14 protein-coding genes are annotated in these 17,206 nt (G+C 55.6%); 11 read left to right on the top strand and 3 right to left on the bottom strand.

Annotation, left to right across the window (positions count from 1 at the left end; all coding sequences use genetic code 11):
* Positions 1–787 (bottom strand): adenylate/guanylate cyclase domain-containing protein (locus tag Q0816_RS25480; protein WP_298856032.1); only part of this gene is annotated, 787 nt, incomplete at its 3' end.
* A 266-nt stretch (positions 788–1,053) separates the two neighbouring features.
* Between Q0816_RS25480 and Q0816_RS25475 the strand changes: the two genes are divergently transcribed.
* The 4 genes from Q0816_RS25475 to Q0816_RS25460 all read left to right on the top strand — a co-directional run bounded on the left by Q0816_RS25475 (position 1,054) and on the right by Q0816_RS25460 (position 6,554).
* Positions 1,054–2,781: an adenylate/guanylate cyclase domain-containing protein gene (locus Q0816_RS25475; RefSeq protein WP_298856030.1), complete on the top strand. Its 1,728-nt coding sequence runs from the start codon at positions 1,054–1,056 to the stop codon at positions 2,779–2,781.
* A 634-nt stretch (positions 2,782–3,415) separates the two neighbouring features.
* Complete coding sequence (locus Q0816_RS25470; RefSeq protein ID WP_058274113.1) at positions 3,416–4,387, top strand: ABC transporter substrate-binding protein; 972 nt, start codon at positions 3,416–3,418, stop codon at positions 4,385–4,387.
* A 67-nt stretch (positions 4,388–4,454) separates the two neighbouring features.
* Positions 4,455–5,483, top strand: coding sequence for a proline/glycine betaine ABC transporter permease (locus tag Q0816_RS25465; protein WP_298856020.1), 1,029 nt, complete (start codon positions 4,455–4,457; stop codon positions 5,481–5,483).
* Between the two features lie 12 nt (positions 5,484–5,495).
* Positions 5,496–6,554: a glycine betaine/L-proline ABC transporter ATP-binding protein gene (locus Q0816_RS25460; RefSeq protein WP_298856018.1), complete on the top strand. Its 1,059-nt coding sequence runs from the start codon at positions 5,496–5,498 to the stop codon at positions 6,552–6,554.
* A gap of 33 nt (positions 6,555–6,587) precedes the next feature.
* On the opposite strand, the gene Q0816_RS25455 is transcribed toward Q0816_RS25460, so the two are convergent.
* The gene (locus Q0816_RS25455; RefSeq protein ID WP_298856016.1) at positions 6,588–7,511 is read right to left on the bottom strand and encodes a LysR substrate-binding domain-containing protein; all 924 of its coding nucleotides are present in this window, start codon (positions 7,509–7,511) and stop codon (positions 6,588–6,590) included.
* Positions 7,512–7,748: 237 nt separating this feature from the next.
* Between Q0816_RS25455 and Q0816_RS25450 the strand changes: the two genes are divergently transcribed.
* The 7 genes from Q0816_RS25450 (at position 7,749) to Q0816_RS25420 (ending at position 15,868) form a co-directional block, all read left to right on the top strand.
* Positions 7,749–9,353, top strand: coding sequence for a fatty acid--CoA ligase (locus tag Q0816_RS25450; protein ID WP_298856014.1), 1,605 nt, complete (start codon positions 7,749–7,751; stop codon positions 9,351–9,353).
* The gene (locus Q0816_RS25445; protein ID WP_014880570.1) at positions 9,350–10,036 is read left to right on the top strand and encodes a dimethylsulfonioproprionate lyase family protein; all 687 of its coding nucleotides are present in this window, start codon (positions 9,350–9,352) and stop codon (positions 10,034–10,036) included. The genes Q0816_RS25450 and Q0816_RS25445 overlap by 4 nt, the downstream gene beginning before the upstream one ends.
* A gap of 11 nt (positions 10,037–10,047) precedes the next feature.
* Positions 10,048–12,168: a 3-hydroxyacyl-CoA dehydrogenase NAD-binding domain-containing protein gene (locus tag Q0816_RS25440; RefSeq protein WP_298856007.1), complete on the top strand. Its 2,121-nt coding sequence runs from the start codon at positions 10,048–10,050 to the stop codon at positions 12,166–12,168.
* Positions 12,165–13,349: an acetyl-CoA C-acyltransferase gene (locus Q0816_RS25435; protein WP_209509591.1), complete on the top strand. Its 1,185-nt coding sequence runs from the start codon at positions 12,165–12,167 to the stop codon at positions 13,347–13,349. Before Q0816_RS25440 ends, Q0816_RS25435 begins: the two co-directional genes overlap by 4 nt.
* Before the next feature lie 128 nt (positions 13,350–13,477).
* On the top strand, positions 13,478–14,497 hold the full coding sequence (locus Q0816_RS25430; protein WP_170520204.1) for an AraC family transcriptional regulator: 1,020 nt from the start codon (positions 13,478–13,480) through the stop codon (positions 14,495–14,497).
* Positions 14,498–14,689: 192 nt separating this feature from the next.
* The gene (locus Q0816_RS25425) at positions 14,690–15,289 is read left to right on the top strand and encodes an acyl-CoA dehydrogenase family protein (RefSeq protein WP_298855994.1); all 600 of its coding nucleotides are present in this window, start codon (positions 14,690–14,692) and stop codon (positions 15,287–15,289) included.
* Between the two features lie 27 nt (positions 15,290–15,316).
* Positions 15,317–15,868, top strand: a complete 552-nt coding sequence (locus tag Q0816_RS25420) for an acyl-CoA dehydrogenase (RefSeq protein WP_298855993.1) — start codon at positions 15,317–15,319, stop codon at positions 15,866–15,868.
* 276 nt (positions 15,869–16,144) lie between these two features.
* Here the strand turns inward: Q0816_RS25420 and Q0816_RS25415 are convergent.
* Positions 16,145–17,206: hypothetical protein (locus Q0816_RS25415; protein ID WP_298855991.1), on the bottom strand; the 1,062-nt coding region annotated here is incomplete at its 5' end.

The following is a 17,206-nucleotide window of genomic DNA, read 5'->3' as shown; positions in this document are numbered from 1 at the left end:
GTCGATCTAAACGGTCTCGCGATCTGGCAATTGCGGTTACCTTCCAAACGGGAACCGGATCCTCGAAGCCTTTCAGAGTATGTGGCCCAAGACTTTTGAAATGCGCATTGCCATCAGCGAGGCGTCGGCTTGCCGGGCCAACAACCACGCAACTTGGGGGAGCTACAGACTGCAAGCGTGCCGCAAGATTTGGTGTGGATCCCAAAGCGCTGTGTTCGCTGGCAGTACCTTCACCAACGACTTCTCCAATAACCACTGGCCCTGTTTCAATTCCAACACGGGCTGCCACAGAAATGCCTTCCAGTGAACCAGGTAAGTCCGAAACCAGTTTGACCAATTCCCAGCCCGCTCGAATGGCACGATCTGCATCGTCTTCATGACTTTGGGGATAGCCAAAATATGCCAACACGCCGTCACCGAAATACTTTGCGACATAGCCACCGTACTGTTCGACCGTGCTTTTGGCGGTATTCTGAAAACTGCGGATATGGGCGTGATAATCTTCCAGAGTGATCTGTGTTGACAGCGCCGTTGAGTCGACCAAATCAGCAAACATCAAGGTCAGCAGGCGCCTCCTGACTGGCGCCTCGCGATCCACTTCAGTTTCAATCTGCGCTGCCGCAGCCAAGATGCGTTTACGGTGGCCAAGCTTTTCTATCCCCAACTCACGCAAATCGTCGGCAGTCAAATCGCCAAGTAGATCGTAATCAACGCCTTGCTCGCGAAAGGCCTCGTTGTATTCGGTGAGCCCAAGCTCGCTGAGAAAGTTTTGCACCCGCTGCGGCATAGGAAACCTCGGTGGATGAAACCACATTAACACAAATCAAACCCTGCTTGTAACTTGACCAATCACAACAACCGATTCGAGGGCTTTCAGGTGAAATCAGTGGATTTTTGCGGCCACAGTGAAAGGCCGAATCCACCCGATTGGCATAAACTGCCCTGCTGATCTACTACCCGATCAAAGATTCGCTGTGGGCTGACAGCCGCTGATGAGAAGGAGGCGAACGGTAACCTAGAGCCCTGAGCGGACTTCGTAATCAGCCAGTTGGAGTGAAGAGCCGCATCTACTATTGTCGAAGCATGTCGAGCAAGGGACAACAATTGCAACGAAAGTTGGCGGCAATACTGGCCGCGGATGTCGTTGGATATTCGGCGCTCATGCACAAAGATGAGCAAGCCACACTTCTAATGCTTGATCACCTGGAAAGTGACATCGTCACCCCAACAATAGCGGGCCAATCAGGTCGGGTCGTGAAGAGCATGGGTGATGGTTGGTTGGCGCGATTTGACAGCGCGGCGCAAGCTGTGACCGCAGCAATGCAACTACAAGAGCAGTTGGCCGAACACTCGTTAATGAACATGCGGATCGGTGTTCATGTGGGTGACATCACAGAAAAAGGTGACGACATCTTGGGTGACGGTGTAAACATTGCCGCACGGCTTGAGAGCATTGCGCCAACCGGTGGCATCGCTATTTCTGAACCCGTACACTTGAACATTGAACACACTCTGGCAGACGCGTTTAAAGCTGTAGGGAAGAAGAAGCTTAAGAACATCGAGCGCAGCCTGGATGTGTGGATTTACGATGGACCGCACCAGGGCGCATCGCAAAGCTCGCATTCTTTCACGGAGACGAGCTTGCCAAAGCTCTCCATCCATCCTGTGACATGCAGCGACCAACGCATTGAACTAAAGGAAATGGCCGCAGCTCTCACTTCAGATTTCGGTTCTTATTTTCGAACGATCAACTGGTTAAACGCGGCGATATCCTCCGCGGAGCCACCAGAGGGATATGCGCTTCGCGGCATGCTGCGTGGACACGGTGACCGATTGCGTTTGGAAGCCCGCTTAGCTGACCATTCTGGTTCTGAAATCTGGACTCAGAAGTTCGACGGTTTGGTCGAAGCTATCTTCGATTGGCAGGACGAGGTCGTAGAAAAGCTATTGGATGCCGTTAGTGGGATCTTGATCCAGTCTGAGACCGCAAAACTCTCCGCATTGCCAGAAGACGAACTGACCGCCGAGCAGTGCGTCCTGATGGGCATGATCGCATGGTCTGATGCCGGCATCGACAGCTATGAAGAGACATTGTCGTACCACGCCAGGGCCATCAAAGCGAAACCAACCCTCGCTGCCGCCTATGCCGAAGCCATTTGGACAATGAATGGCGCAAGAACCTATGATCTTCGTCGCGAGCTGTCATCTTACTATGAGAAATTGCCACGCTGGATCGAGGCCGGACGGCAGATGGCAGGGCAGAGCCCGACGCTTGATTTGAGTGTTGCCGTGGCTGACTACAATGTGGATGGGGATGCGGATCGACTTTCCGTGGCGCTTGAGCAAATCCGGCAAAGAGCGCCATTAGATGCCCGCCTGCATTTGTTTATGGGTTGGGGATACAACTGGGCCGGGTTTCCTAAAATGGCATTGAGTTGCTTTCAGACGGCGCTTCGGTTGGGCCGATATGGAGCCGTTTTTGTGGGTGCTTCCGGAGGTGCCGCCACCTCTTGCGTAATGCTTGGCCGAGACCATGATGCTATCGCCTATGCAGAAGCAGGTCTGCGCTTCTCAAAAAACTATGCCGCGCTCCACAGCACGAGGGCTGCTGCTCACGCAATGCTTGGGGAACCTGAGAAAGCGTCTGCGGCCTTGGCGCAAATGCTGCAAATGGAACCTAGTGAAACGATTTCGAAGTGGCGTAGCAACGTGGACTATGGCGGCTCCGAAGGCGCTGAACGCTACTTTGAGGCACTTCGCCGGGCAGGGTTGCCAGAATAGCGGTGCCGGAACCAAGTCGCGCTGGCAAAACCGGCAGCTTGATCGCGCAACTTAATAAATGCAAAGCGCGGATTTGAATGTCCGCTTCGGGCTGCGTGCGGCCAATCATGCTAACAGCAGACAACGATGGCACCGAGCCCAATTCAGTCGTTTACAGCAGACAACATGATTTCCTGAACGTCGCGCATGTCCTAGTCAATGGCTTGGTGCAAAACTGAAAAGCGTGATTGTGAATGCCTGCTTCAGGCTGGGACCAGCCAATCATGCTTGCTGCGGAGAACGGCAACACTGAGCCCAAATCTACCGATGCTGCAGCTAGTTCGAATGGGCGTGATGAGCACAGAACGGACGTCCCCGGGTTTGATCACTCCTCCTGCCGACTCTTGAGAAGAGGCAATTATACACACGCATAAGCCACCTATGGATTTACATCTAAGAAGCTTTCGTTGGAACGAAGGTCACTAAATTCGAGCCTGGCTTCAACTCTCCACCTGTAAACAATTGTACATGATATAAAATTCTTTTCAGTTTTTTGCTATTAGGCCTGTCTGTACAAATCATCGCTACAAACAAGGCGAATTTTGGCTTGGAGCGTTTCTCTGCCCCTGTTTCGCCGATGACAAGGAGGAAAGAAATGTTCAAGATTTCAGCGGGTCTCGGGTGCGTATTTGCTGCGGCAATCACCGCTTCGGCGGCCCAGGCAAACGAATGCGGTGAAGTATCACTGATGCAGGCCGATTGGGGGTCAGCGCAAATTGTGACCGCGGTCTCGAAGTTTCTGATGGAGCAAGGCTATGGTTGCGAAGTGACCACGGTTCCGCTCTCGAGCAACCCTGCGCTGGCATCCGTTTCCGAGACAGGAGAGCCCGATATTCTGACTGAAATCTGGACAAACGGCGCGCCGGCTTACCAAGGGCTGGTTGACTCAGGTGCAATCATTCCTGTGACCGAAGTTCTGTCAGATGGCGGTGTCGAAGGGTTCTTTGTTCCGAACTACCTTGTGGAGGAGCATCCGGAACTGGCAACAATTGAAGGCATCGCAGCCAACCCCGAACTCGTCGGAAATCGCTTTCACAATTGCCCCGAGGGATGGACCTGTCTGAATGTCAGCACCAACCTGATGAAGGCAGGCGGGCTGATTGATGCAGGCATTGAAAACTTCGTGCATGGATCAGGCGAAACCCTTGCGGCTTCGATCGCTGCCGCCTACGAAAACAAAGAGCCGTGGTTCGGCTTTTATTGGGCACCGACATCGGTACTGGGCAAATACCCGATGACCCTGGTCGATATGGGCCCCCATGACCCTGAAAAGCACGCCTGCAACATCACAGCGGAATGCGCGACGCCAGAAATGAGCGCCTTCCCCCGCAGTGAAGTCGTTACAGTTCTGTCGAAAGAATTCATGGCCGAAAACGCAGCAGTGTCTGACCTGATGACAAATCTGTCCTTCACCAACGCACAGATGGGCGAAACGCTGGCATGGGTCGAGGACAACAATGCCTCCTACGATGAAGGTGCGGTGCACTTTCTGACGACCTACAAGGATGTCTGGGGAGCGTGGCTTAACGATGCTGCGCGCGACAAACTTTCCGCATTGCTGCAGTAAACTGCATGGACAGGGGCATCCTCAGCGATGCCCCTAACGCACTGAAGTAGATCGGAAAGTGGGATAAATGGCCTTCTATGACAAGTTGTTCAGCGCATTGGGTTTGAGCGAATGGTGTGGCACGTCAGATGACAAAGCGCCTCTTTCGCTGGCGGACCTTGCGGCGCAAGCAGGAGGAGAAGAGGCCTCTGGGCCGTTCATTCCAATTCCCTCATTTGATAATCTGCACGAAAGCTGCAACCGCATATGGCAGTCGCGCGATGTAACCAACGGGATCGAAGAAGGGTTTCTGGCAGCCAAACCGGTCCTGAAAACCGTTCTGGACCCGATCACACAGCCATTGAGCTGGATATTGGATGGCGCACTTTGGCTGTTTGAAGCGACGCCATGGTTCATCATGGTCCCGCTTCTGGTGGCGATTTCCTGGTACGCGTCACGTTCGCGCCCTGTGACGATCTTCGTGGCCGCCTCGATTATGATGCTGGCCCTCGTAGACCACTACGATGTGGCGATGCAAACCCTGTCGATCGTCTTTGTGTGTACGACGATTTCGGTGCTGTTCGGTGTGCCCATTGGAATTGCCATGTCGAAATCCGACCGACTGCAAAAAGGCGTCGTTCCGTTGCTCGACCTGCTGCAGACCCTGCCGACATTCGTGTACCTGATCCCTCTGATTTTCTTGTTCTCGGTCACGGAATCCAAACTGTACGGGATTGCGATCATCCTTTACGCGATTGTCCCGGTGATCCGCCTGACCGATCTGGGCATCCGGCTTGTCGACAGGGATGTGATCGAAGCGGCCAATGCCTTTGGCATGAATGACCGCCAGAAACTGATGCGAGTACAATTGCCGCTGGCGTTGCCGAACATCATGGCCGGGATCAACCAGACCATCATGATGAGCCTTGCCATGGTCGTGATCGCCTCTCTTGTTTCGGCCCCTGGCCTTGGCGTGAACGTGTTGCGCGGTATCCGAAACCTTGAACTGGGTGTGGGCATCGTTGCGGGTATCGGCATTGTTCTGCTGGCCGTGATCCTTGACCGCGTGTCAAAGGCAGCTCTCACACGGGTCGATAAGACCCAAGTCAAACATTAAGGAGCCGGTTCAATGACACAGCCAATGGTCCGCCTGTCCGGGCTCTATAAAATCTTTGGCGCCCGCGACAAGGACGTGTTGCACCATGTCCAGGATGGCATGGGCAAGGAAGAATTGCTGGCGCAGCACGGGCACGTGTTGGGGCTCAACAACATCAACATCGATATGCAGGCGGGGGAAATCACAGTGGTCATGGGCCTGTCCGGCTCTGGGAAATCTACTCTGATCCGCCACTTGAACCGTTTGATCGAACCCACTGCGGGCGAGATCATCGTGCAGGGTGAGGACGTGATGCAACTGTCCGAGGACGGGTTGCGCCATGCTCGACAGGAAAAGATGTCGATGGTGTTCCAGAAGTTCGCGCTTTTGCCGCACAAAACCGTGCTGAAGAACGCAGGCATGCCGCTCTCGGTGCGCGGCGAGGACGAGACGACTTGCGACCGTGAAGCCGCAAAATGGCTGGAACGCGTGGGTCTTAGCGGGTTCGAGAACCATTATCCAGCGCAATTGTCCGGTGGGATGCAACAGCGTGTGGGCATTGCCCGGGCGCTGACCGCGAACACACCGATCATGCTGATGGACGAGGCTTTCTCGGCTCTTGACCCACTGATCCGAACCGACATGCAGGACCTGCTGCTCGAGCTGCAAAAAGAGCTGCACAAGACCATCATCTTCATCACTCACGATCTAGATGAGGCGTTGAAGCTGGCCGATCACCTTGTGATCCTAAAGGACGGCTTTGTCGTGCAGCAGGGTGAGCCGCAGCATATCCTGCTGAACCCCAACGATCCCTATATCGAAGATTTCGTGAGCGACATCAACCGCGCACGGGTTCTGCGGGTGCGCTCGATTATGACCCCGCTTGTCGGTGGCAAAGTGCCAAAAGATGCCCATGGCGAAGTGGACGTGAACGACACGCTCGAAAGCATGATCGCGCGGTCCGGCGGGGATACGTCACACGCCTATGTTGTCAAGGATGGGGAGAAGACAGTCGGCTCACTGGATATGACTGAACTGGTTCGCGCTCTTGTCCCTCGCGTCGCATCCGAGGCCGGTGCCCGTCAGTCCTGAAGCGCGCTGACGGCAGAGCTGGAATTCAACAGATCAGGCCCGAAATAGCCGCATGGTTGGGTCGGCCTCGATCTGTTCGAACAGCCAGTCGATAAATGTATCGAGCTTGGGGTTGGGTGCACGCTCTTTTTGCGTCGCCAGATACCAGCGGCCTGGCTCGGGTACTGAAATGTCGAAGGGTCTAACCAGACGCCCCCGCTCAAGATCACGCTCGCAAAACGGTGCCCTTGCGACGCTGATACCGTGATTATTTAGAACAGCCTCACGGACAAGCGGGTAATTGTCGAAAACAGAGCCAAATTTCATCGTTTCGCGATCTAAGCCCGCCGCATCCAACCAACAGTCCCAGTCATCCGGCTCATTCCATGTGCTTGGGACACTAAGCAGAAGGAAATTTCTGAGCTCTTCCAGCGGCATTCCACCGCTTGCGGTTTTCAAGGCCTCCGGAGCACATACCGGGTAGATATCGGTTTCGAACAAGGGGCTGTAGTCAAATCTCTTATCAAACGGTGGCGCGTTGAACACGCCCACATCGAACCGGTGCATATCATAATCACCGTCTTCAAAGGTCGAGACGATGCGCACGCGTGTGTCCGGATTATCCTGAAGAAATTCAGCCAATCTGGGCTGTAACCACATTGTATTGAAACTTGCGTAGGACTGAACGAGCAACACGTCCGGTTCCTCAGGTGTCTGGATGCGCCGAGTGGCTTTGATGATTCCCTGAATGTGTTCGCGTATTGGCGGGTAATATTGCTCGCCAGCCGGTGTTAGCTCGACCGAACGGCTTGTGCGTTCCAGTAGTTTAACACCGATTGTTGTTTCTAATGCTTTGACCTGGTGGCTGACTGCCGCATGCGTCACACAAATCTCGTCAGCGGCCTTTCGGAAACTCTTGTGACGCGCCACCGCCTCAAAAGCGCGCAGTGAAACCAGCGTGGGCATGTGAGTGGTCATTGCTGCATCTCCTCGATGAAATCAATTCTGCTTACCCTCAAGCAGAGTTATCCGACGACGGGCGCGAATATAGCAGGGTATTGATACTCTTTTTCATAACCTGTCAGGGGGTAGCACGCAATTCGCGGTGCGATGTGATCGGTTAGAATATCTTGATGAACGGAAATTTCTTTCAGTTCTTCAACTGGGGAAGAGATGCCAGATTAGGGGCTAAAGAAGCTCAAGGATTCCACCTTCATGCCGCCACTTTCACCTTCGCCAAATGCATATGGCTATCCGTTGCTGATTAAACACTTGCTGGCCGGATCCCAGCTTGCGTCAGCCAGCCAAGAGATCGTCAGCGGCACCGAAATGCGGTTGAGCTATGCGGACTTGGGCAAACGCGTGCGCCAACTTGCCAATTCTTTAAAGGCGAGCGGGATACATGAGGGTATGCGCGTCGGTGTCATGGATTGGGATACGCACCGTTATCTTGAGTGTTTTTTCGCGATCCCGATGATGGGCGCGTCCCTTTTCACGATCAACGTGCGTCTGTCTCCTGCTCAGGTTCTTTATACGATCAACCATGGGCAACCGGATCTGATCATCGTGCACCGCGATTTCATGCCGCTCATTGAGGGTATCAAATCGGGCTTTGATCGGGACATCACCATCGTGCCGATTGGAGACGGAGAAGGATATGAAGAGTGGATAGGCAAAGCCCCAGGCAGCTTTGACTTCCCGGACTTCGATGAAAACCAAACGGCAACCTTGTTTTATACAACCGGGACCACCGGCAATCCCAAAGGAGTGAGCTATTCACATCGGCAGTTGGTCCTTCACACCTTGGGTCTGATCGCTGGTTTCGGCGCGTGGCCCGGGAATGCCGGATTTCATCGCGGCGACGTTTACATGCCGCTTACACCATTGTTTCATGTCCACGGCTGGGGATTTCCATATGCCGCAACGATGCTGGGGCTGCGTCAGGTCTATCCCGGTCGATATGACCCTGACACTATCTTGCGATTGATTGCAGCCGAAGGCGTCACCTTTTCCCATTGCGTGCCAACGGTTCTGTCAATGGCGCTCGACCATCCCATCTGCCCGCAAACTGACCTGCACAGATGGAAAGTGATCATTGGCGGGGCCGCCTTGCCGCGAGGCCTGCAGGACCGCGCCGCGGCGGCAGGCATATCCTTGCATGCGGCCTATGGGATGTCCGAAACCTGTCCGTTTCTGACGGTGGCCGATTTGTCCAGCAATGACCCCGAGATGCAGGCGCAAACCGGCTTTCCCGGCCCTCTTGTCGACCTTCGTGTTGTAACACCGGATATGCAGGACGTCCCACATGACGGTGAAACAACCGGCGAAGTTGTTGCTCGGGCGCCCTGGTTGACACAAGGCTATCTGGATAATGCGCAAGCCTCGGATGAGCTTTGGGACGGTGGGTATCTGCATACCGGGGATGTTGGGTATATCCGCGAGAATGGATCGCTGCAGATTACTGACCGCCTCAAGGATGTGATCAAGACCGGCGGCGAATGGATATCCTCACTGGCACTGGAAAACATAGCATCGTCTTGCAGCGGCGTTGAGGACGTCGCGGCAATCGGGTTGCCGCACGCGAAATGGGGTGAAAGGCCGGTCTTGGTTGCTCAAGCCGCAAAAGATGCCGATCCGGATCTTGTGCGCTTGAGAGTCATTGAAGAAATCCAGTCGCGTGTCGGTGCAGGCGAGATCTCAAAATGGGCAGTTCCAGACGAGATAGTCTTTGTCGACCGCCTACCTAAAACCAGCGTCGGCAAGCTCGACAAGAAACTCGTGCGGAAAGATATTTCAACGCGCTCGGACTTTAAATCATGACAGACAAGCAACGCCGTATTCAGGCGCTTATCGGGTCCATTGTCACCTATCTGCAGGCTCACAGAGCTGCCACGCGCGGCGTTGACCTGACGTTGGACAAGCTGGCAGCCATGGACCTGAAGGGTGAGAGGCTCATTGATTTACCTCCCCAAGGAACCCGGCACGATGAGGTTCTGAAGAACGCCATCGCCGGGATTGTCGCCCCCGAATTGCAGGAAATCGCAGGTTGTCTGAAAGCGGCCAAGGATGATCTGATCTGGCGCGAAGACAACGCCCAATTCTATCCCCCTGGTGCCGAATTGGGCGAGGGATACACAAAGTGTAACCTACATACTCTGCTGATTGGGCCAGACGCATGTGGACATCACCATCCCGATTTCAACCTTGGCATTTTCATGCTGGGTCCAAGGACGCTGTATCGCGACCACAACCACGACGCGCCAGAGCTGTACCTGAACCTGTCCGAGAAATCTGGTTGGCGGTTTGGCACCCGTGACTGGCAGGATTATCCGGCTGGATCACTTATCTGGAACGCGGCGGGCGATCCCCACGCCACCCGGGTCTATGACCAGCCATTCATCTCCGTCTTTGTCTGGCTCGAGAACGTGAATTCACCCTGCAACGTAATCCACTTCGACGATTGGGCAGAGATCGAACAAGATCTTGCCAAACAGTCCAATTGAGGTTTCCAAACATGATTTCCACTAAACACACCGAGAGTGTCGCTTTCATTGAGCTGAATGCCCCGCCAGTGAACGCTCTTGGTCTCAAGATGCGACTGGCGCTTTCCTCGGCCATCCACGAGCTGGACGCCGATGAACAGGTCAAAGCTATCGTTCTATGCTCGGCTCTGCCGCTCTATTGCGGCGGCGCTGATATCGTTGAGTTCCGCACCGGGGCAGTTTGGGACAAGCCGGACCTGCCAGACCTGTGTGTAACGATTGAAACCAGCAAGAAACCCATTATCGCCGCGATAGCAGGTCCCGCTATGGGTGGTGCGCTGGAGATCGCGCTTGCCTGTGATTACCGTGTCGCCACGCCGGATGCCGTGATGGGCCTACCTGAGATCAAACTGGGGCTGCTGCCTGGTGCCGGAGGCACCCAACGACTACCCCGGATTGCCGGTCTGGAAGTGGCAACGCAAATGATCCTTTCCGGTGACCCCGTGAAAGGCGATTATGCCCTGTCTTGTGGGCTGGTCGACGCACTATTTGAGAACGACCAGGATTTTCGCGCGCATGTTTTGGGTTTCGCCACCCGTGTCAGCCATGAGGGCGATCCGAAACGCAGTTGCGCGGATATGACCGTCACACATCCTGATCCGAAGGGTTATCTCGCGGGTTTCCGAGACCAGATAGCGCACACGTCCAAAAACCTTGTCGCCCCTGAACGATGTTTGGTGTCCATCGAGGCCGCGTGCGAAATGCCGCTGGCCGAGGGGTTGGCACAAGAGAAGGCAGGTTTCGCTGAACTGCTCGACACACCTCAATCGCGGGCGGGGCGGCATCTGTTCTTTGCAGAGCGTGAATGCACCAAGGTTCCCGGCGTTACCCGTGCTGACCAACCACGTAGCATTTCATCGGTGGCTATGATCGGTGCCGGAACAATGGGGCGCGGCATTGCCATCGCCTTTCTGCAGGCGGGGTATCCGGTCACGTTTCTGGAAACCACGCAAGGTGCGCTCGAACAGGGGCTGGAAAAGGTCCGGGAGCATTTCCAGCGTGCGGCTCAAAAAGGGCGGCTCAGTGCGGATCGGGCAGAGGCAATCTCCGCCAACGCCACCGGGACACTCAGCTACGGCGACCTTGCAGAGGCCGACCTGATCATTGAAGCGGCGTTTGAAAGCATGGATGTCAAACGCCAGATTTTTGAAGCCCTGGACCGACACGCAAAACCTGGCGCGATACTGGCCTCAAACACATCGACATTGGATGTTGATGAAATCGCCGCAGTCACATCCCGCCCGGAGGATGTGATTGGTCTCCATTTCTTCAGCCCGGCCAATGTCATGCGCTTGCTGGAGGTGGGGCGCGGCGCCAAGACCGCTCCCGATGTCATTGCAACGGCAATCACGGTCGCAAAGAAGATCCGGAAGCTCCCTGTCACGGTTGGCGTGTGCTACGGCTTTGTTGGAAACCGGATGCTGGAGCCATACTTCCGCGAAGGATCCCGTCTGCTTCTAGAGGGGGCGACGCCGAAACAGGTGGATGACGTCCTTGAAGGCTTCGGCATGGCCATGGGCATTCATGCGATGGCAGATCTGGCGGGAGTCGATGTGGGCGCCCGCGTGCGTCAGGAGCGGCGTAGTGAAATCGCGCATGACCCGACATACCAGGCTGTGCAGGACAGGTTGTTTAAACTAGGCCGACTGGGTCAGAAAACCGGGCGAGGAAGCTATGTCTACGAGGGGCGGACGCGGGTCGAAGACCCTGAGATTGTTCAAATCAGTGCCCATTTGGCAGACTTGCATGGCGTGAAGCGCAGGGAAATCGACGATCAGGAAATCCTTGAGCGTTGTCTGTTCCCCCTGATCAACGAGGGCTTCTTGATCCTTGAAGAGGGCATTGCGACGCGCCCGGGTGATTGCGACCTGATCTGGACCAACGGCTATGGCTTTCCGAACTGGCGCGGCGGCCCAATGCACTATGCCGACGAGTTTGGATTAAGCCAGATTCTGGAACGCATGAACCACTATCGGCAGTCGCTTGGTGCCTATGGTGAGATGTGGTTCACGCCTGCGCCTTTGCTGGAAGAACTCGCAACCTCGGGCGTAACACTTGCCGCGCATTTTGATGCCAAAAAGGAAAAATCATGAGAGAAGCCGTTATCGTCTCAACCGCACGAACCCCTATTGGGGTTGCCTTCAAAGGTTCGCTGAACAACATCAAATCCCCTACCATGATGGGGCACGCCATTCAACACGCTGTTGAACGTGCAGGCGTGGACCCCGGTTCGATCGAAGATGTCGTCATCGGATCGGTCCTTACGGCGGGAACCGCAGGCATGAATGTCGCGCGTTTGTCGGCGCTGGCGGCGGGCCTTCCCAATACGGTGGCAGGACAGACGATCGACAGGCAATGTTCATCGGGATTGATGGCCATTGCGACGGCCGCAAAGCAGGTCATTGTGGATGGTCAGAATGTCTCCGTGGCAGGCGGGCAGGAAAATATTTCCATCCTGCAGAATGCCTATCTGAAATGGGCGGGCGATGAGAAAGATCCAAACGTTATCGCCCAATCTGAACATGCCTATATGCCGATGCTGATGACGGCGGAAAATGTGGCGCAGGTATATGGGATCAGTCGTGACGCCCAGGATGAATATGCTGCACTTTCCCAAGGTCGGACGGCCCGGGCTCAGGCTGCTGGCGCCTTTGATGACGAGATTGTCCCGATCACTGCGATAAAGCGGGGCAAGAATCGCGAAACCGGAGAGGAAACCCTGGAAGAAGTGACCTTGTCAAAAGACGAAGGCAACAGGCCGGGTACGACGGCCGAAACACTTGGCCAGCTGAACCCGGTTGTCGAAGGAGGACTGATCACTGCCGGAAACGCAAGCCAGCTTTCTGACGGGGCCTCGGCTTGTGTGCTCATGGAAGGCAAAATGGCTGAGCAACAGGGTCTCACACCGCTAGGTATCTATCGCGGCATGGCTGTTGCAGGAAACGCACCGGAAGAGATGGGGGTCGGCCCGATCTATGCCATTCCAAAGCTGCTTAAGAATGCAGGTCTTCGCATCGAAGACATCGGCCTTTGGGAGCTTAACGAAGCCTTTGCCTGCCAGGTTCTCTATTGCCGCGACCACCTTGGGATTGATCCCGAAATCTACAACGTGAACGGCGGTGCGATATCGATTGGCCACCCCTACGGCATGACAGGTGCGAGACAAGTCGGGCACGCTCTGCTTGAGGGGAGGCGTCGTGGCGTAAAATACGTGGTGACCTCCATGTGTGTTGGCGGAGGCATGGGGGCCGCAGCGTTGTTCGAAGTCGCCTGACCCCACTGAAATGAGTTCAAGCAGAGCGTTATCTGGTTGAGACATTGACATTCTGTCATCTGCGAAGGCCGCCATCTGCAAGCCTGCGTTTCATGTCGACCGGAATTGGTGATACCTCCTGAGGCGTTATGACCAATGTCACGCCAACGATCCTTTCCACGGTTTCCAGCCAGTTTGTCGATGACTGGCTGGCGGCGCTGCGTGCCCTGTGCCCAGAGGCGCAGATGGCGTCGCTGCTTAGCCGGTCCGGTCTGAACGCGGATACGCGCTCGCCGAATGGTCGCGTCACGCTGGATCAGATCGTTTGCCTCTATCAACTTGCCGCAGTTGAGACCGGTGATGAGATGATGGGGCTTTGGAGCAGACCCGTCCGGCCGAGGGCCCTACAACATCTTCTGACCACTGTCAGGGAAGCCACGTCTCTTGCATCGGCGCTCTACCGGTTTTCAACGTTCTGGAACTTGTTGCTGGATGATTATCAGTTTGATCTGGAGGACGCCGACAACGCGTTGGTGCTTACCCTGAAACCACAAGGCGAAGTGCCGCTTCAGCGGTTTGGACATATGCTGATCCTCAAACTTGCCCACGGGCTCATGTCTTGGCTGGCAGGGCACGAGGTTCCGGTCAGGGGCGTCGATTTCGCATTTGACCGCCCGGACTTTGATCAGGATTACGCGATCATCTTTCCCGCACCGCTACGGTTTGGCCAACCCGCCACCGCCATCGCGTTTGACCCGAATGCACTGGGTCCAGTGCAGACTCGAAGTACAGCTGATCTTGACCGGTTTTTGCAAAACGCGCCCCGGGACTGGATCTTCACCTCTTCGCGTGAACACACCCAATCGCTGCGGGTGCGCACTTATCTGGGCCAAACGGGATGGGACGCGGCGACCCTGACCCAGACAGCATCCGCAATGCACATGACCCCGCGCACCCTGATCCGCAGGTTGCAGTCGGATGGGACGTCGTTTCAGGCGATCAAGGATGCCCTGCGGCGCGACATCGCGATCCGCGATCTACAAGCGGGACGCAAAAGCGTTGAGGCCATCGCACATGATGTCGGCTTTTCCTCGGCTGCCAATTTCCACAGGGCCTTTCAACGCTGGACCGGCAGTACACCCAGCGCATATCGCAAATCACACACATAAGCGGCCATTTGTCACTTTTGGACAATTATCTGTCAGCACACGAGATAGAGCTTAACGGGCTGGCTCGCTAAGTCTTGCCGCAGAGAAGCATTTTCAGCTGAAGTTTCGCCTTCATAGCTCATCAGTCCGGCCATCCACGATTGCCGGGTTGTGGCGTCATCTGAGAACAATCGCCATTGAAAGGATCCATCAATGTCAGACAAACTCGCCACCATACTCCAGGCCGCACGCGACCACGCCGAGCAGGTCATCCTGCCCAATGTGGACGCCTGGAACGCCACGAAGACATGGCCCCGTGATGCGTCAGACAAGGCCGGGGCCGTTGGCCTGACGGGGCTCTACGCCCCCGAGGAGTTTGGCGGCCAGGGCTTGCCACTTTCAGAGGGCATTCAGGTCTACGAACAGCTGGGGCTCGGAGATGGCGCTTATGCCTTTGCCCTGTCGATGCATAACATCTGTACGTTCGCGGGCTGCGGCTATGGCACAGATGCCTTCAAGGAAAAATGGGCGCGAGACCTGACCTCTGGCCGCAAACTGGCGAACTTTGCACTGACCGAACCGCAATCCGGATCGGATGCCACAAACATGTATTCGCGGGCCGTGATCAATGACGACGGCACATGGACGATCAGCGGTGCGAAGGCATGGGTCAGCCTGGCGACCGAGGCTGATATCTATTTCACCGTGGTCAAGACCAGCAATGAGCCCGGCCACCAGGATATGGCGATGATCGCCATTCCAGCCGATGCGCCGGGCCTCAGCTTTGGTCCGCTCTACGACACCCCGTCCTAAAACTTCCTGCCGCTGGCCGAGATGTACATGGACACAGTCGTGGTGAGTGACGACAACATCATCTTGCCGATCGGTCAGGGCTTGCAAGGCTCGCTCATGGCGATCGATATCGCCCGCGTTTCGATTGCGTCAGGATGCTGTGGATTGATGCAAGCCGCATTGGACACGGCGCTGTCCTATTCCAAGAACCGCAAGATGTTCGGTGGCAAGAACCTCGATCTGGACGGGATCCAGTGGATGCTCGGCGAGGTTGCAACCGATCTTGAAGCCTCCAAGCTGCTCTATCGAAGGGCGGCAGAATCCCTTGGCACACCCGAAGGCCCTCTGATGGCCGCTCATGCCAAACGGTTTGTGCCAGATGCCGCAGTGAAGGCTGCGAACACCTGCACGCAAGTGTTGGGCGGTATGGGGCTGTTGCAGCCCTATGGTCTGGATCGTTTGTCCCGCCTCGCACAAATGCTGCGGATCGTGGACGGGACGACCGAAATCAGCCGGGTGGTCATTGGGCGGGCCCTGCAAAGACGAGCGGCGACCTTGCCTGACCTGCCAGTACCGAAAGGATTTGGTGAAACCGGCTGAACGTCCCACCCCCGGTGAAGCGGAACCAACCTGAAAATCTCCTCTGAGATCGGTAAAGTCGAAAGACCAGCCGCACATGTGCGGCCGGTTACTCGAGATTGCAGACCTTGGTGCAAACGCAGCGGATTCACCCTTTGTCCGCGTTGCGGTCGCACACGTCAACGGCAGCGAAGGGTCGTTTTCCAAAAATCCTGTACGGAAGATTCCATCCCGCCCTGTTTTGCGCCGAGCCTGAATTTAGCCCTGTTGCATCAATAAATACCTTCTGCTCGGCAATTACAGACTGTGTCCATCATACTCATGAACCTGGGCGGCCTGTTCGCGGGTATGGGCAATCTCCTGCACCACAGCGGCAATCTTGCTGGATGAAACTTGGTGCAGCTCACCGACAACGGCCTCGGCGCGCTCGTAGCTGTCCGGAACACCTTGGCTGTTAAAATGGGCGGCAGCGGTGGAAATGTCCGCGTCTCGCCAAGTCGCCGTGGTGCCGACTGAAACGCTATCATGATCGTTGTAGCGAGCCAGGAATTTGTTTCCATCGAGTCCGAAGCTGTTGGCGGTTGCAACAATGTCATCACGCACTGCCAGCCATTTTTCGGCCTCGGACGGGTCCAGGTTGTCCAGCTCGGCTGCATTCATGGATGTGGTGTAACTGTCGTCAGCAACAGTGTACGCCTGCAGGTCGGTGTCGTATGGGCGTAGCTCGGCAACATCGCCCTTCAGCTCTCCGATCTGCACGTCCATTGCAGCACGCAGATGCGGATCTTCGACCTCTCGTGCAAGAGCCTCCATGTTCTCGATGGAGTTCACAATGTCCTTGGTCTGCTGTTCGTAGTTCTCGAAACCGGCCTGACCCAGAGCGGATTGCATATACTGAACATAGCGATCACCGGGCGACTGGTAGTCGTCGGAATCCTGAAAATCTTTGTCGCCGGACAGATCCGCAAGGGACGAATAGTAGGGGTGATACAGATCGTATTCCTGAGCATCGTTCATGTGCTGAGAAACCAAAGCCTGCATATCGTTCAGATCAACCGGCTCCCCTGACCGCTCCGCAGCCTCCAGTTCGATTTTCAGTTCTTCGACCAGATCTTGTTGCGCCGTATGTTCGTCAACACGGCGGTTGGCCTGGTCCTCGATGTCGACGCTCTTTGAAGCGATGGCTGCACGATCAAAGCCCATCGCCTGCTGTTCTTTCTTGATGATGTCGATCTGCTCAGAAACGCGATCCTCGCGCGGGGCGGATTGATCAAATTGGGAATAGGGTGCGAAGTGTTCGACTTCGTTCAAAAGATAGTCTGTACGCGAAACCATAGTTTTTCCTTTGCGAGTTGATGG

It is taken from the genome of uncultured Ruegeria sp. (assembly GCF_947497005.1).
In the GTDB taxonomy this organism is placed as follows: Bacteria; Pseudomonadota; Alphaproteobacteria; order Rhodobacterales; family Rhodobacteraceae; genus Ruegeria.
The sequence above is the reverse complement of the archived record's forward strand: the minus strand, read 5'-3'. Positions and strand labels throughout refer to the sequence as shown.

Bases quoted from the DNA above. Each gene is read 5' to 3' on its own strand.
- Q0816_RS25440 (WP_298856007.1), top strand. From the start codon at position 10,048: ATGATTTCCACTAAACACACCGAGAGTGTCGCTTTCATTGAGCTGAAT.
- Q0816_RS25445 (WP_014880570.1), top strand. From the start codon at position 9,350: ATGACAGACAAGCAACGCCGTATTCAGGCGCTTATCGGGTCCATTGTC.
- Q0816_RS25455 (WP_298856016.1), bottom strand. From the start codon at position 7,511: ATGACCACTCACATGCCCACGCTGGTTTCACTGCGCGCTTTTGAGGCG.
- Q0816_RS25430 (WP_170520204.1), top strand. From the start codon at position 13,478: ATGACCAATGTCACGCCAACGATCCTTTCCACGGTTTCCAGCCAGTTT.
- Q0816_RS25450 (WP_298856014.1), top strand. From the start codon at position 7,749: ATGCCGCCACTTTCACCTTCGCCAAATGCATATGGCTATCCGTTGCTG.
- Q0816_RS25425 (WP_298855994.1), top strand. From the start codon at position 14,690: ATGTCAGACAAACTCGCCACCATACTCCAGGCCGCACGCGACCACGCC.
- Q0816_RS25465 (WP_298856020.1), top strand. From the start codon at position 4,455: ATGGCCTTCTATGACAAGTTGTTCAGCGCATTGGGTTTGAGCGAATGG.
- Q0816_RS25435 (WP_209509591.1), top strand. From the start codon at position 12,165: ATGAGAGAAGCCGTTATCGTCTCAACCGCACGAACCCCTATTGGGGTT.
- Q0816_RS25460 (WP_298856018.1), top strand. From the start codon at position 5,496: ATGACACAGCCAATGGTCCGCCTGTCCGGGCTCTATAAAATCTTTGGC.
- Q0816_RS25420 (WP_298855993.1), top strand. From the start codon at position 15,317: ATGGACACAGTCGTGGTGAGTGACGACAACATCATCTTGCCGATCGGT.
- Q0816_RS25470 (WP_058274113.1), top strand. From the start codon at position 3,416: ATGTTCAAGATTTCAGCGGGTCTCGGGTGCGTATTTGCTGCGGCAATC.